General features: G+C 52.3%; 13 protein-coding genes. 5 read left to right on the top strand and 8 right to left on the bottom strand.

Going from position 1 to position 14,099, the window contains the following annotated elements; genetic code table 11:
* Positions 1 to 54 precede the first annotated feature (54 nt).
* From KCG39_RS22580 to dnaK, 4 genes are all read right to left on the bottom strand, one after another.
* Complete coding sequence (locus tag KCG39_RS22580) at positions 55 to 402, bottom strand: phage holin family protein (RefSeq protein WP_142467911.1); 348 nt, start codon at positions 400 to 402, stop codon at positions 55 to 57.
* 107 nt (positions 403 to 509) lie between these two features.
* Positions 510 to 1,457: a LysR family transcriptional regulator gene (locus tag KCG39_RS22575; protein ID WP_004128762.1), complete on the bottom strand. Its 948-nt coding sequence runs from the start codon at positions 1,455 to 1,457 to the stop codon at positions 510 to 512.
* Positions 1,458 to 1,802: 345 nt separating this feature from the next.
* Complete coding sequence (dnaJ, locus tag KCG39_RS22570; protein WP_004128760.1) at positions 1,803 to 2,936, bottom strand: molecular chaperone DnaJ; 1,134 nt, start codon at positions 2,934 to 2,936, stop codon at positions 1,803 to 1,805.
* A gap of 87 nt (positions 2,937 to 3,023) precedes the next feature.
* Complete coding sequence (dnaK, locus tag KCG39_RS22565) at positions 3,024 to 4,940, bottom strand: molecular chaperone DnaK (RefSeq protein WP_004128758.1); 1,917 nt, start codon at positions 4,938 to 4,940, stop codon at positions 3,024 to 3,026.
* 386 nt (positions 4,941 to 5,326) lie between these two features.
* Between dnaK and KCG39_RS22560 the strand changes: the two genes are divergently transcribed.
* The 3 genes from KCG39_RS22560 (at position 5,327) to satP (ending at position 7,163) form a co-directional block, all read left to right on the top strand.
* Positions 5,327 to 5,731, top strand: a complete 405-nt coding sequence (locus KCG39_RS22560; RefSeq protein WP_004128755.1) for a DUF2541 family protein — start codon at positions 5,327 to 5,329, stop codon at positions 5,729 to 5,731.
* A gap of 27 nt (positions 5,732 to 5,758) precedes the next feature.
* Positions 5,759 to 6,508 carry an acidic protein MsyB gene (gene msyB / locus KCG39_RS22555; protein WP_049115934.1) on the top strand — a complete coding sequence of 250 codons (750 nt, stop codon included), beginning with the start codon at positions 5,759 to 5,761 and terminating at the stop codon, positions 6,506 to 6,508.
* 88 nt (positions 6,509 to 6,596) lie between these two features.
* On the top strand, positions 6,597 to 7,163 hold the full coding sequence (satP, locus tag KCG39_RS22550) for an acetate uptake transporter (RefSeq protein ID WP_004128752.1): 567 nt from the start codon (positions 6,597 to 6,599) through the stop codon (positions 7,161 to 7,163).
* Between the two features lie 46 nt (positions 7,164 to 7,209).
* On the opposite strand, the gene KCG39_RS22545 is transcribed toward satP, so the two are convergent.
* From KCG39_RS22545 to tal, 3 genes are all read right to left on the bottom strand, one after another.
* Positions 7,210 to 8,520: an MFS transporter gene (locus KCG39_RS22545; RefSeq protein WP_004128749.1), complete on the bottom strand. Its 1,311-nt coding sequence runs from the start codon at positions 8,518 to 8,520 to the stop codon at positions 7,210 to 7,212.
* A gap of 120 nt (positions 8,521 to 8,640) precedes the next feature.
* The gene (gene mog / locus KCG39_RS22540) at positions 8,641 to 9,228 is read right to left on the bottom strand and encodes a molybdopterin adenylyltransferase (RefSeq protein ID WP_142467912.1); all 588 of its coding nucleotides are present in this window, start codon (positions 9,226 to 9,228) and stop codon (positions 8,641 to 8,643) included.
* Between the two features lie 99 nt (positions 9,229 to 9,327).
* Positions 9,328 to 10,281: a transaldolase gene (gene tal / locus KCG39_RS22535; RefSeq protein WP_004098458.1), complete on the bottom strand. Its 954-nt coding sequence runs from the start codon at positions 10,279 to 10,281 to the stop codon at positions 9,328 to 9,330.
* 203 nt (positions 10,282 to 10,484) lie between these two features.
* Between tal and KCG39_RS22530 the strand changes: the two genes are divergently transcribed.
* Together KCG39_RS22530 and yaaA are read left to right on the top strand one after the other, a co-directional pair.
* Positions 10,485 to 11,915 (top strand): alanine/glycine:cation symporter family protein, encoded by a 1,431-nt coding sequence (locus KCG39_RS22530; protein ID WP_004128745.1) that lies wholly within the window; start codon positions 10,485 to 10,487, stop codon positions 11,913 to 11,915.
* A gap of 77 nt (positions 11,916 to 11,992) precedes the next feature.
* Complete coding sequence (gene yaaA, locus KCG39_RS22525) at positions 11,993 to 12,766, top strand: peroxide stress protein YaaA (protein ID WP_004128743.1); 774 nt, start codon at positions 11,993 to 11,995, stop codon at positions 12,764 to 12,766.
* A gap of 51 nt (positions 12,767 to 12,817) precedes the next feature.
* Here yaaA and thrC read toward each other — a convergent pair whose 3' ends face one another.
* Positions 12,818 to 14,098 carry a threonine synthase gene (thrC, locus tag KCG39_RS22520; protein WP_004128741.1) on the bottom strand — a complete coding sequence of 427 codons (1,281 nt, stop codon included), beginning with the start codon at positions 14,096 to 14,098 and terminating at the stop codon, positions 12,818 to 12,820.
* Position 14,099: the final 1 nt, after the last annotated feature.

Here is a 14,099-nt window from a genome sequence, read left to right as displayed (position 1 = left end):
GCAGCCACCACTAAACGAACAAGGCTCATATGAGCCTTGTTCGTTTGTACGATATTATTTAAATAAATCATTACTATTTAATATCTGCCGGACTTTTGTCCCCACGATTTTTAATATAGGTACAGCGAATACCCCTCCGATACCGGAAAAAAGTAAAATCATATTAAGGCTTAAGCCTTTTTCAATGGCGACAGCGCTAACCAGAAAGCTGGTAAAACAGGAAATAACAATTTGCGCCAGGCAACTGATAATACCTTTGTGCAAATGGTTGGCTTTACGGACATTTGATTTCATCAAATAGCTGACGAAACCACCCCATGCACCGGTTGCGATGACAGTAAAAAGAATTTCCATTTCAAGCAGCATCGCCTTTGGCGTTTCAATCTGAGCGGGAACTGACATATACGACTCCTTATGATTATGACACACTCTGAATCTACCTCTGTTTAAACAAAGTACAGAATCAAAAATAATCATTAAGCGTCCTTTGACGGCCACTACTGCCCTTTTCAACGGCGAAATGCCGAGAGCGTATGCAGCATTGTCACCACTTCTTCAATATTCTGACTCTTACGATTCTTTTTATGCCAGTAAGCATAGATATTAATGGGTTTAAACGTCATCTCGCCAGGCGGTTGGATAATATTAATATTATAATTGCGGTTATTTTTATAAAATATCGCAAGCTTAACTGGCATTAACGCTATCAGCGAGGTGCGCTCCACAATACTGATGATACCGGTGATCGAATCACTCTTATACCCTTTCAGCCTGTGGCCCTGATAAGCGATCTCGCTGTCATATAAGTTTTCGTCATTAATCATCATTGGGGAGAATAAGCTGGTTTGATAGACGGCATGACGGGAAGAAAAAAAATTATGCAAGGATAGCTGTGACAGTTCGCTCAACAAACTATCTTCACTACAGATACAACAAAAATCTTTAAAGCTATCAATAAAGCGACTCTCAAACGCCTCATTGTTGATCGCTTCAGTACTTATCGCGAGATCGCAATCGCCGGAGATGAGTAAGCTTTTCATCTCCTCATTATCTCTGTTTCGGTTAGAAAAATGCCCGAACAGATAGCGATCGAATACTTTTTCATCGTAAAGCTGTGAAAGATAATAGTTTTCGGTAATGTCACCGCCAAGAATAGTGATTCGGTTCTCCTCCTGATGCTTACGCTCTGGGGTTAATGCCATCCTGACGAGGTCGATGACCTGACGAAAACTCTGGTGCACTTCCAGCGCTTTCACCGTCGGGATCAGCCCGTTTTTGCCCCTGACAAAAAGTTCCTCATTATAAAAAAGCTGCAGTCTGGTTAGCGCAATGGAAACAGCCGCCGGTGTTACGGATAATCTTTTTGATGCTTTTGTCACATTTCCTGCCGATATAACGGCATCCAGTACTTTCACCAGATTATAATCAAAATCTTTTTTAAGATTTCTTGCGTTCACGTGCCACCACCCTGGAATAAATAAATACAATATAAATAATTATTTAAGCCATGCATATCATATTCATTCAAAATGTACATTATTAGTATCAAAAAAAATCATATGTAAAAATGATATTTTTGCGCACTGCGCTGCTCATTTTTCATACATCTTTAGATGGGTATTTATGCAGGCGCAATAAAATTAACGATGTTTCAGACAAATAATATTACCATAATAAACAAATAATAATATTATTACCGCAAAGGTGAATATTTATTACAGAGGAGACACTTTTTTATTGCCAATGTGCAAGATATAAAAAAACCCGAAATAAATTTCGGGTTTTTTTATATAAAGTGATGATTAACGCGTCAAATCATCGAAAAATTTCTTCACACCATCGAAGAAACTTTTGGAGCGTGGACTATTCTTTTCACCCGTCGGCCCACCAAAGCTTTCCTGAAGATCTTTCAGCAGCTGCTTTTGTTTATCGTTAAGACCAACCGGTGTTTCGACGACCACGCGGCACAGCAGATCGCCCTGCGCACCACCGCGCACGGACTTCACGCCTTTGCCACGCATCCGGAACAGCTTCCCTGTCTGCGTCTCGCCAGGCACCTTAAGGTTCACACGACCGTCCAGCGTCGGGACCTCAATCTCGCCGCCGAGGGCGGCCATAGTAAAGTTAATCGGTACTTCACAGTACAGGTTGTTGCCTTCACGCTCGAAAATGGCGTGCTGCTTAACCTGAACCTGAACATACAGATCGCCTGCTGGCGCGCCATGCTCGCCGGCTTCACCTTCTCCAGCCAGACGAATACGGTCACCGGTATCGACGCCCGCCGGAATCTTAACCGACAGCGTTTTGGTTTTCTCTACGCGACCATGACCATGACATTTATTACATGGATCTTTGATCAGCGTACCGCGCCCCTGACAATGCGGACAGGTCTGCTGCACGGCGAAGAAGCCCTGGCGCATCTGTACCTGACCCGCACCGTGGCAGGTAGGACAAGTCTGCGGCTGGCTCCCCGCTTTGGCGCCGCTGCCGTGACAAACGTCGCACTCTTCGAGCGTTGGGATACGGATCTCTTTGGTGACTCCGCGAACCGCCTCTTCTAAGGTCAGTTCCATGTTGTAGCGCAGGTCTGCCCCGCGCGCTGCGCGCTGGCGACCACGACCGCCGCCAAAGATATCGCCAAAAACATCGCCAAAAATATCGCTGAAATCCGCGCCGCCGCCAAAACCGCCGCCGCCGCCCATGCCGCCTTGCTCAAATGCGGCGTGGCCGTACTGATCGTAGGCGGCGCGCTTCTGGGCATCGGTCAGGACTTCATACGCTTCTTTGATTTCTTTGAATTTAGCTTCAGCCTCTTTATCCCCCTGGTTACGGTCCGGGTGATACTTCATGGCCAGGCGCTTATACGCCTTTTTGATTTCACGCTCTTCCGCCGATCTGGAAACGCCTAAAATCTCGTAATAGTCTTGCTTTGCCATTGGTGTTTTTCAGCCCCTTAACATGCGTGCACGGGCGGAGAGGAAACCTCTTCGCCCGTGCCAGTGTTTTACCCGTTCAAAGGGCGATTATTTTTTGTCTTTCACTTCTTCGAACTCAGCGTCAACAACATCGTCGTCCTTCGCGTTGCTCTCGGAAGCGTCAGCGCCGCCAGCCTGCTGCTGGGCGTGCTGCTGCTGCGCGATTTCCATTAGCTTCTGGGAAGCCTGAGCCAGCGCCTGCATTTTCGCTTCAATATCGGCTTTATCTTCACCTTTCAGCGAAGTTTCCAGCGCGGTCAACGCAGACTCGATAGCGGTTTTATCGTCAGCCGGCAGCTTGTCGCCTGCTTCTTCAACCTGCTTACGCGTGCTGTGCAGCAGGTGGTCACCCTGGTTGCGGGTCTGCACCAGTTCTTCGAACTTACGGTCAGCTTCTGCGTTCGCTTCAGCATCGCGAACCATTTTCTGAATCTCTTCTTCATTCAGACCAGAAGAGGCTTTGATGGTGATCTTCTGCTCTTTACCGCTGTTTTTGTCTTTCGCGGAAACGTGCAGGATACCGTCAGCATCGATATCGAAGGTCACTTCGATCTGCGGCATACCGCGCGGTGCCGGGTTGATACCATCCAGGTTAAACTGACCCAGTGATTTGTTATCAGAGGCGCGTTTACGCTCACCCTGAATAACATGGATGGTTACCGCGGACTGGTTGTCTTCGGCGGTAGAGAACACCTGGCTGTGCTTGGTCGGGATCGTGGTGTTCTTATTGATCAACGCAGTCATCACGCCGCCCATGGTTTCGATACCCAGAGACAGTGGGGTAACGTCCAGCAGCAGTACGTCTTTCACTTCGCCGGTCAGAACACCGCCCTGTACGGCTGCGCCAATGGCAACGGCTTCGTCCGGGTTAACGTCTTTACGCGGTTCTTTACCGAAGAACTCAGCGACTTTTTTCTGCACCATAGGCATACGAGTCTGACCACCGACCAGGATAACGTCCTGGATATCGGATACGGACAGGCCAGCATCCTGCAGAGCAACTTTCAGCGGCTCGATAGAACGGTTAACCAGATCTTCAACCAGGCTTTCCAGTTTCGCACGGGTCACTTTGATGTTCATGTGTTTAGGACCGGTGGCATCTGCGGTGATATACGGCAGGTTCACGTCGGTCTGCTGAGCGGAAGACAGCTCAATTTTGGCTTTTTCAGCGGCTTCTTTCAGGCGCTGCATAGCCAGCGGGTCGTTACGCAGGTCAATGCCCTGATCTTTCTTAAACTCGTCAACGAGGTAGTTGATCAGACGAGTATCGAAGTCTTCACCGCCCAGGTGGGTATCACCGTTGGTCGCCAGAACTTCAAAGGTTTTTTCGCCGTCAACTTCGTCGATTTCGATAATGGAGATATCGAAGGTACCACCACCGAGGTCGTATACCGCGATGGTGCGGTTGCCGACTTCTTTATCCAGACCGTAAGCCAGCGCGGCGGCGGTCGGTTCGTTGATGATACGTTTGACTTCCAGACCTGCGATACGGCCGGCGTCTTTAGTAGCCTGACGCTGAGCATCGTTAAAATAAGCAGGTACGGTGATAACCGCTTCAGTTACCGGCTCACCCAGGTAATCTTCAGCCGTTTTCTTCATTTTCTTCAGCACTTCAGCAGAGATCTGCGGCGGTGCGGTTTTGGTGCCCTTCACATCAAGCCATGCGTCGCCATTGTCTGCGGCAACGATTTTGTACGGCATGATAGAAACGTCACGCTGGACTTCTTCGTCCTGGAAGCGGCGGCCAATCAGGCGTTTAATCGCAAACAGGGTGTTTTGCGGGTTTGTCACTGCCTGACGTTTAGCCGGCTGACCAACCAGAGTTTCACCATCCTGGGTATAGGCAATGATAGAAGGCGTGGTGCGATCGCCTTCGGCGTTCTCCAGCACGCGTGCAGTAGTGCCATCCATAATCGCTACACAAGAGTTGGTAGTACCCAGGTCGATACCAATAATTTTACCCATCTAAACGTCTCCACTAAAAATTCAGTCAACATGTGGTTGTGAACCTGTAATAAGGGCGAAACGTGCGGTTTCAACTGCCCAGACATCATTTTTTTTCAGGTTCATTCACTGCGGTTGACTACAAGATGGGGTCACCCGCCACTTCATCAAGGGGCAAGACAAAAAATTTTTTGTCTTGCCCCTGCCGTCGCGGGGGGCTGGGCATCAGAAGAAGGCCGAAAAGCGGGTTTAAAAACGCACAACACATAATAAATAATAATAATTAAATTAAAACTCATTCATATAATAATTGACATAATCCGCAATGATTACGAGCTAAAGACAATAAAGTTCTGGTGATAAAATATTTTCCACTGATAACAGAACAAAATAATAAGGAAATCCTCATGAAATCACTCATTCATATACCAGTAGGATTATTGTTTAGCGCTGCGTTAATAACATCCGCATCCGCTAACGATCATAAAATCTTAGGCGTTGTCGCCATGCCGCGAAATGAGACTAACGATCTCACCCTGAAACTGCCGGTTTGCCGGGTGATTAAGCGTATCCAGCTCACCGCCGATCGCGGCGATATCCAGCTTTCCGGCGCGACGCTGTACTTTAAAGCCAGCAATAGCGCCAGTCAGAACATCAGCGTGCCGTCAACCATCCAAGAAGGGGCAACCACCGACTGGATTAACATTAATAGCGATAACGATAACAAGCGCTGCGTTAAAAAAATCGCTTTTTCCGGCCACACCATTAACTCTTCTGACATGGCTTCGCTAAAAATCATTGGCGACGATTAATATCACTGTTCACATTATCTGAGATTTATGAAAATTAATTATCTGGATGATGAAGACCTCTCTTTTCTTCATCGCTGCAGCGAAGAGCATCTGGAAACATTCACCCGAATTCTGACCCACAATGAGAATGGTAAGCCGCGCCTTTCAAGCTCGCTATTGCGTAATGAAAATTTTCAGGCGATGGCCGGGCACCCTGAACGCTATCGTCGCAACTGGCAGCTTATTGCCGGCGAGCTCCAGCACTTTGGCGGCGACAGCATCGCCAACACGCTGCGTCGTCACGGAAAGTTCTACCGGGAAATTTTGCTGGACGTCTGCAAGAGGCTAAAAATCAAAGTAGAGAAACAGATGTCTACGCCGGAAATCGAGCAGCATCTTCTGGAGCACTTTCTGGAACATAGCTGGAAGAAGATGGACGATCGGCAGAAGGCTGACTTTTTCATTGCCGTTGAGTGTCGGGTCAACGAGCATAAAGAGATACTTCCCTATCTGCTACAGACGAATAAGCTGGCGCAGGGCGTCTCGCATCTTCTCGAAGCCCGTCTGACGAAGATCCTCCGCACCCACGCTGCCGTTAGCGTAATCGGCCACGGTTTGGTGCGCGGTGCCGGACTTGGCGGCCCTCTCGGCGCCGCGTTTAATGGCGTCAAAGCCGTGAGCGGCAGCGCTTATCGCGTAACCATTCCGGCCGTACTGCATATTGCCTGTTTGAGGCAAATGACCAGACTTCATCAGGTGAAAAATGAAATTGGTGAAAAATACCCCGCCAGATCATAGACAGTAACGCAGCGCCTAATTATTATGCCGCGCCCCGCCGCTGAGTGGCGGGGAATGCTTCCCTTTCTAATCATTATTTTGAGGAATTATGGGCAACACTAAGTTGGCTAATCCGGCACCGCTGGGCCTTATGGGCTTCGGCATGACCACTATTCTGCTTAACCTGGCAAATAGCGGCCTGTTCGCGTTTGATGTAGCTATCCTGGCGATGGGCATTTTTTACGGCGGCATTGCGCAGATTTTTGCCGGCCTGTTGGAATTTAAAAAAGGCAACACTTTTGGTTTAACCGCATTCACGTCTTACGGCGCTTTTTGGCTGACGCTGGTTGCCATTCTTTTGATGCCGAAAATGGGGCTTGCAGAAGCGCCTAACGCGCATTTCCTTGGAATGTACCTAGGATTGTGGGGCGTTTTTACCTTGTTTATGTTCTTTGGCACCCTGAAAGCCGCGCGTATGCTGCAGTTTGTATTTCTCAGTCTGACCGTGCTGTTCGCGCTGCTGGCGATTGGCCACCTGGCTGATAACGAAGGCATTGTGAAGATTGCAGGCTGGGTCGGTCTGGTCTGCGGCGGCAGCGCCATCTATCTGGCGATGGGTGAAGTGCTGAACGAGCAGTTTGGCCGCACCGTTCTGCCAATTGGCGAAAAGCATTAATTAACTTCGCCGCCCGTCCGCGAGCGGCGAAGTAAGCCCTATCGATTTACGGCAGGCGCTGCAGTTCAGCTTTCGGCGCAGCGACCTGCTCATCCAGTCCCTGGCGTAGCCAAATCCCCAGCCCCAACCCCATAAACGACAGCGCCAGCACGTACCACGCGGGCGCCATCGGCGAAACGCCCATCAGCATGGTCACCGCAATCGGCGTCAGGCCGCCAAAGATGGCGTAAGAGACGTTATAAGAGAATGAAATACCGGTAAAACGGACTTCAGCCGGGAACGCGCGTACCATCACATACGGAACCGCCCCTACCACGCCGACGCACAGGCCCACCGTACCGTAGAGCAGAAACAGACGCTGCGGGCTAGCGCCGGAAAGATGGTAGAAAGCCCAGCTTGCCGCCGCGAGGAATACGCTGCCGACAATAAACGTGCGGCTGGCGCCAAAACGGTCGGCGGCCAGGCCTGCCAGCAGGCAGCCAATGCACAGCATGATGGTGGCTATGCTGTTCGCCTGCAGGGTAATGGCGGGGGCAAAGCCGTAGTGTTTTTGCAGCCAGACCGGCGACATCAGGATCACCACCACCACGCCAGCGGATAACAGCCAGGTTAGCAGCATTGAGACCGCCACCGCTTTCTGATGCTTCAGCGCGACGGCCTTAACCGGCAGCTCCTGCGCTAACGCCTTGCGCTGCTGCATTTCGAGGAAAACAGGCGTCTCCTGGAGCCAACGGCGCAGATACATGGCAACGAGCCCAAACGCGCCGCCCAGCAGGAATGGAATACGCCAGCCGCCATCATGGATACCCTGCGGCGTCAGGTTGGTATTAATCAGCGTCGCCACCACCGATCCCAGCAGGATCCCAACCGTCAGGCCGGCGGTCAGCGTCCCGCAGGCGATACCGATTCTTTTTTCCGGCACATGCTCAGCCACAAAAACCCAGGCGCCGGGGACTTCACCGCCAATCGCCGCCCCCTGAAGAATACGCATAAATAGCAGCAAAAGCGGCGCCACGATGCCCACCGACGCGTAGGTGGGCAGCAGGCCAATCGCCAACGTAGGCAGCGCCATCAGTAAAATGCTCAAGGTAAACATTTTCTTACGCCCGACCAGATCGCCAAAGTGGGCCATAATGATGCCGCCAAGAGGACGCGCTAAATAGCCCGCCGCAAATATGCCGAAGGTCTGCACCTGGCGCAGCCACTCCGGGATATCCGCCGGGAAAAATAGCTCGCCGACAACGGCGGCGAAGAAGACAAAGATGATGAAATCATAAAACTCCAGCGCGCCGCCAAGGGCGGCCAGCGTCAGTGTTTTATAATCCTGTCGGTTCAGAGGTCGGGTATAGTGTGGCATAACGGGCAATCATCCAGAGGTATGAAGATGTTCTACGCAATGTGTAAAGTTAAAAACACTATATCGTAAATAAAACAACACACCACTGGAGATGCAGGTTATATCAGGAATGTGGGAAATTCAGGATAATGTTTCACGCATGGCGCTTTTAGGGCGAAAAGCTGCTACTACATCGCAGTTCGTTTCGACATAGGGCCCCTCAAGCAACTGTACACAATACGGTACACTTGCAAATACCCCGTGCACCAGCACGTTGCCTTCCGCATCTTTCACGCCTTCCAGCGTTTCCTCGATAGCTTTTGGCTGCCCGGGCAGATTAAGGATTAGCGCCTGCTTGCGGATGACGCCAACCTGACGAGAAAGAATGGCCGTTGGTACGAAGTGAAGGCTAACCTGGCGCATTTGCTCGCCAAAGCCGGGCATAACCCGATCGGCAATCGCCAACGTCGCATCTGGAGTGACGTCACGACGGGCCGGGCCCGTGCCGCCGGTAGTCAACACCAAATGGCAGCCCATTTCATCAACCAGTTCGCACAGCGTTTGCTCAATAATAACCTGTTCATCCGGGATCAAGCGGGTCTGCAATTCGAAAGGCGTGGAGAGCGCACGGGCCAGCCACGCTTCAAGCGCGGGGATGCCTTTATCCTGATAGACGCCGCTGGAGGCGCGATCGGAAATGGAAACTAAGCCGATTCGTAAGGTGTTCATGATTATTCCGTTCAAACAGTATTAATAAACAGAATAATACACCGAGGGGAGCAAGGCAGACAGTTTAATGTGGCCGACGGGCGTCGGCCACATGCGGAATTACAGCAGATCGCCGATCATTTTTTCCAGTTTTTCCTGGTCGATCGCAAACTTGCGGATACCTTCCGCCAGTTTGTCTACCGCCATCGGATCCTGGTTGTGCTGCCACAGGAACTCGGATTCGGTGATACGAGCCGGACGCGCTTTAACTTCGCCGCTAAAGGCCAGTTTACGCTCGATAGCGCCTTCGCTTTCCGCCAGCTCTTTCAGCAGGGCCGGAGCGATAGTCAGGCGGTCACAGCCAGCCAGCTCCAGGATCTCGCCGAGGTTACGGAAGCTTGCGCCCATAACCACCGTCTCGTAGCCGTGCTGTTTGTAGTATTCGTAGATTTCGCTTACCGAAACCACGCCCGGATCTTCTGCCGGCGCGTACTCTTTCTTATCGGTATTGGCTTTGTACCAGTCGAGGATACGGCCAACGAACGGAGAAATCAGGAATACGCCCGCTTCGGCGCAGGCACGTGCCTGAGCGAAGGAGAACAGCAGCGTCAGGTTGCAGTTGATGCCTTCTTTTTCCAGCTGCTCAGCGGCGCGGATGCCCTGCCAGGTCGAAGCCAGTTTGATCAGAATGCGATCGTTGCCGATGCCGGCATCGTTGTACAGCTTGATAAGGCGCTTAGCTTTGGCGATAGATGCCTCGGTGTCATAGGACAGGCGAGCATCGACTTCGGTGGAAATACGGCCAGGGATCAGCTTAAGGATTTCAAGACCAATGTTCACCGCCAGCTTATCGGAAGCATCGATAATCTGCTGCGCGCGGTCGCTGCTCTGGCCGCGAGCCCAGGCAACAGCGTCATCGATCAGCTTACGGTACTCAGGGATCTGAGCCGCGCCGAGAATCAAAGAAGGGTTAGTCGTGGCGTCCTGAGGCTGATACAGCTTCATTGCCGCGATATCTCCGGTATCAGCTACGACAGTGGTGTACTGACGCAGAGAGGTCAATTTATCCGTCATGATAGTGTTTCTCTTAAACAGCAGTTAAGGGGATGTAACCGGTCTGCCAAGATGATAACACGCTGCCGGGGCAGCGCAACCGCCTACAATGCATGAGCGCAGAGTGTGATAAACTGGGCCAATTAATTACCTGAACACTAAAGGATTGTCACTGGATTGGTAGCGCTTACACTTGCGCACCGATATGGGCAAGAGGATGCTTGATGCCTGATTTTCTGTCGTTTATCAATGAAATACTCTGGGGCTCGGTAATGATTTATCTGTTACTGGGCGCCGGCGTCTGGTTTACCTGGCGAACAAAATTCATTCAGTTCCGTTATATCCGCCAGTTCAGCAAAAGTCTGAAAAAGAGCCTTCAGCCGCAGCCCGGCGGCTTAACGTCTTTTCAGGCGCTGTGTATGAGCCTGGCGGCGCGCGTGGGCAGCGGCAATATGGCAGGCGTTGCGCTGGCCATTGCCGCAGGCGGCCCCGGCGCCGTATTTTGGATGTGGATCTCGGCGCTGCTCGGTATGGCCAGCAGCTTCGCCGAATGCTCTCTCGCCCAGCTTTATAAAGAGCGCGACTCCCGCGGGCAGTTTCGCGGCGGCCCCGCCTGGTATATGGCCCGGGGACTAGGTATGCGCTGGATGGGCGTGCTGTTTTCCATTTTTCTACTGCTGGCTTACGGGGTCATCTTTAATACCGTACAGGCCAACTCCGTTGCCCATGCCATGGCGTATGCGTTTCATTTACCTGAGGCGATTACCGGCGGCGTCCTGGCGGTTCTGACCCTGCTGATCATCATTCGCGGTATTCGCGGCGTAGCGCGAATGATGCAGTGGCTCGTGCCAGTGATGGCCCTGCTATGGGTGGCGACCAGTCTGGTCATTGGTCTGTGGCATATCACCTCCCTGCCAACGATTTTTGAAACTATCTTCCGCTGCGCTTTCGGCTGGCAAGAGGCCGCTGCGGGCGCAGTCGGCTATACCATCAGCCAGGCGCTAACCAGCGGCTTTCAGCGCGGGATGTTTTCCAATGAAGCGGGGATGGGGTCAACGCCTAATTCCGCCGCCGCCGCTGCCTCCTGGCCCCCTCACCCAGCGGCGCAGGGGATCGTACAGATGATTGGCGTTTTCATTGACACCATCGTGATCTGTACCGCCAGCGCCGTGATCATCATGCTGGCGCCGCGAGACGGCAATGCAGAAGCGGTGAACGGCATTCAGGCTATTCAGCACTCGATGAACAACCTCATCGGCGACTGGGGTTCCAGCTTTGTCGCTATCATGGTGCTACTGTTTGCCTTCAGCTCGATCGTCGCAAACTATATCTATGCCGAAAATAATCTCATTTTTCTCCGCATGGATAGTGACCGTAATATCTGGCTGCTGCGTCTGCTTACGCTGTGCATGGTTGCTACCGGTGCGATGATCGGCCTACCGGTGGTGTGGCAGATGGCGGATACCATCATGGCGTTGATGGCGATAACCAACCTGACGGCTATCCTGCTGCTCTCGCCAACGGTGCGCATTATTGCCAGCGATTATCTGCGGCAGCGGAAGCTGGGCCAGCGGCCGGAATTTGACGTCACCCGCTACCCTGAGATTCATCAGCAGCTGGTACCGGGAACATGGGACAACCTGCCGCGCGAATAGCGCGGCAATCGCAGCTATCGATCCTCTCATGACGTTTTTTTGCTAAAGTCGTCAAAAATTTCCCGCAAGGACTGGATATGCTCATACTGATTTCACCTGCAAAAACGCTCGATTATCAAAGCCCGCTGGCAACGACGCGTTATACCCAACCTGAACTGCTGGAACACTCTCAGGAGCTTATCGGCATTGCCCGCCAGCTGTCGGCGCCACAGATTGGCAAACTGATGGGCATCAGCGACAAGCTGGCTGACCTGAACGCGACCCGTTTTCACGACTGGCAGCCAGACTTCACCCCGGACAACGCCCGCCAGGCGATTCTGGCGTTTAAGGGGGATGTCTATACCGGCCTGCAGGCAGAAACCTTTAGCGAGGCTGATTTCGATTTCGCCCAGCAGCATCTGCGAATGCTTTCCGGGCTGTATGGCGTTCTGCGCCCGCTGGATCTGATGCAACCTTACCGCCTGGAAATGGGGATTAAGCTTGAGAACGCGAAAGGCAAAGATCTGTATCACTATTGGGGAGACGTGATTACCGATAAGCTGAATCAGGCGCTGAAAGCCCAGGGCGACGATATTGTGGTAAATCTGGCCTCTGATGAGTACTTCAGGTCGGTAAAACCCAAACGGCTTGAGGGCCAGTTGATTAAGCCGGTATTCCTCGATGAAAAAAACGGCAAGTTTAAAGTGATCAGCTTCTACGCTAAAAAAGCGCGCGGCTTGATGAGTCGTTACATCATTGAGAATCGCTTAACGAAGCCGGAGCAGCTGACCCGCTTTGATAGCGAAGGTTATTTCTTTGACGCCGACGCGTCGGGCAAAGGGGAGTTGGTCTTTAAACGCCACGAGCAGTAAAAGAAAACTCCCCTGCCGCGGATAACGCAGCAGGGGAGCGTGAGTTCGGATTTAACCCATCATCAGCTTACGCAGCGCGGCAAAATCGGCCGGCAGGTTATGCGACAGCAGCGGCAGGTCTGCGCGATCGGCCAGCTCTTTTGGCAGCGGCAGCGTCTCTTGCAGAATCTCTTCCACGCTCTCTTTAAATTTCGCCGGATGCGCCGTGCCGAGGAACAGGCCGTACTCGCCCGGCTGCAGCTGGTCGCGCAGCGCGCGATAGGCAATTGCCGCATGCGGTTCTGAGGTATAGCCGATGGCCTTCAGCTCACGCATGGTCTCTTTGGTGGTTTCATCATCCACTGCCGCGTAGCCCAGCTCATTCAGACGCCAGATTTTACGACGGAATAGCTCTTCCACGCGCGGCCAGTTGTTCGGCTGGCTGACGTCCATGGCGTTGGACAGCGTGGCCTGAGTCGCTTTCGGCGACCAGTTACCGTCCTGCAGGAAGCGCGGCACGGTGTCATTGGCGTTAGTCGCCGCGATAAAGCGTTTGATTGGCAGACCCAGGGATTTGGCCAGCAGACCGGCAGTAAGATCGCCAAAGTTACCGCTGGGTACAGAGATAACCAGCTGATTACGGGCTTCCTGAGGCAGCTGAGCAACGGCTTCAAAATAGTAACAAATCTGCGCCAGCAGACGGCTGATATTGATTGAGTTAGCCGAGTTCAGACCCAGAGCAGCCTTCAGCTCTTCATCATCAAAGGCCTGCTTAACCAGCGCCTGGCAGGCATCAAAATCACCGTCGATTGCCACAGTTTCAATGTTGCCACCGAGGGTACAGAACAGCTTTTCCTGCAGCGGGCTGATTTTGCCGCGCGGATAGAGAATGACCACTTTGACGTTTGGCAGGCCATAAAACGCGTGCGCAACCGCCGCGCCGGTGTCGCCGGAGGTGGCCGTCAGAATAGTGACCGGTTTGTCGCCGGCGATATGGGTCAGCATCTGCGCCATAAAGCGGCCGCCGAAGTCCTTAAACGCCAGAGTCGGGCCGTGGAACAGCTCGAGGCAGCCGACATCATCCTGCACTTTGCTGACCGGCGCCGGGAAGGTGAACGCGTTGCCGATGCGTTCTTGCAGAACATCATGCGGGATCTCGTCGCCGATAAATGCCGACAGGATTTTCGCGCTACGCGACACGAAGTCCTGCTGCAGCATTTCGTCGATTTCACTCAGGCTGAATTCCGGCAGATCGTGCGGAAAGAACAGCCCCTGATGCTTGCCAAGCCCCTGAGTGACGGCCTGCGCAAAGCTGACCTGTTCGTTATGATCTTTTAAGTTATAGAGTTTCATT

It is taken from the genome of Klebsiella pasteurii, from assembly GCF_018139045.1.
Taxonomy (GTDB): domain Bacteria; phylum Pseudomonadota; class Gammaproteobacteria; order Enterobacterales; family Enterobacteriaceae; genus Klebsiella; species Klebsiella grimontii.
Note: the sequence above shows the minus strand (reverse complement) of the source record. Positions and strands in the feature narration are given on the sequence as shown.

Coding starts and splice junctions, on each gene's coding strand:
- KCG39_RS22580 (WP_142467911.1), bottom strand. CDS start 402: ATGTCAGTTCCCGCTCAGATTGAAACGCCAAAGGCGATGCTGCTTGAA.
- dnaJ (WP_004128760.1), bottom strand. CDS start 2,936: ATGGCAAAGCAAGACTATTACGAGATTTTAGGCGTTTCCAGATCGGCG.
- dnaK (WP_004128758.1), bottom strand. CDS start 4,940: ATGGGTAAAATTATTGGTATCGACCTGGGTACTACCAACTCTTGTGTA.
- KCG39_RS22560 (WP_004128755.1), top strand. CDS start 5,327: ATGAAATCACTCATTCATATACCAGTAGGATTATTGTTTAGCGCTGCG.
- msyB (WP_049115934.1), top strand. CDS start 5,759: ATGAAAATTAATTATCTGGATGATGAAGACCTCTCTTTTCTTCATCGC.
- satP (WP_004128752.1), top strand. CDS start 6,597: ATGGGCAACACTAAGTTGGCTAATCCGGCACCGCTGGGCCTTATGGGC.
- KCG39_RS22545 (WP_004128749.1), bottom strand. CDS start 8,520: ATGCCACACTATACCCGACCTCTGAACCGACAGGATTATAAAACACTG.
- mog (WP_142467912.1), bottom strand. CDS start 9,228: ATGAACACCTTACGAATCGGCTTAGTTTCCATTTCCGATCGCGCCTCC.
- tal (WP_004098458.1), bottom strand. CDS start 10,281: ATGACGGATAAATTGACCTCTCTGCGTCAGTACACCACTGTCGTAGCT.
- KCG39_RS22530 (WP_004128745.1), top strand. CDS start 10,485: ATGCCTGATTTTCTGTCGTTTATCAATGAAATACTCTGGGGCTCGGTA.
- yaaA (WP_004128743.1), top strand. CDS start 11,993: ATGCTCATACTGATTTCACCTGCAAAAACGCTCGATTATCAAAGCCCG.
- thrC (WP_004128741.1), bottom strand. CDS start 14,098: ATGAAACTCTATAACTTAAAAGATCATAACGAACAGGTCAGCTTTGCG.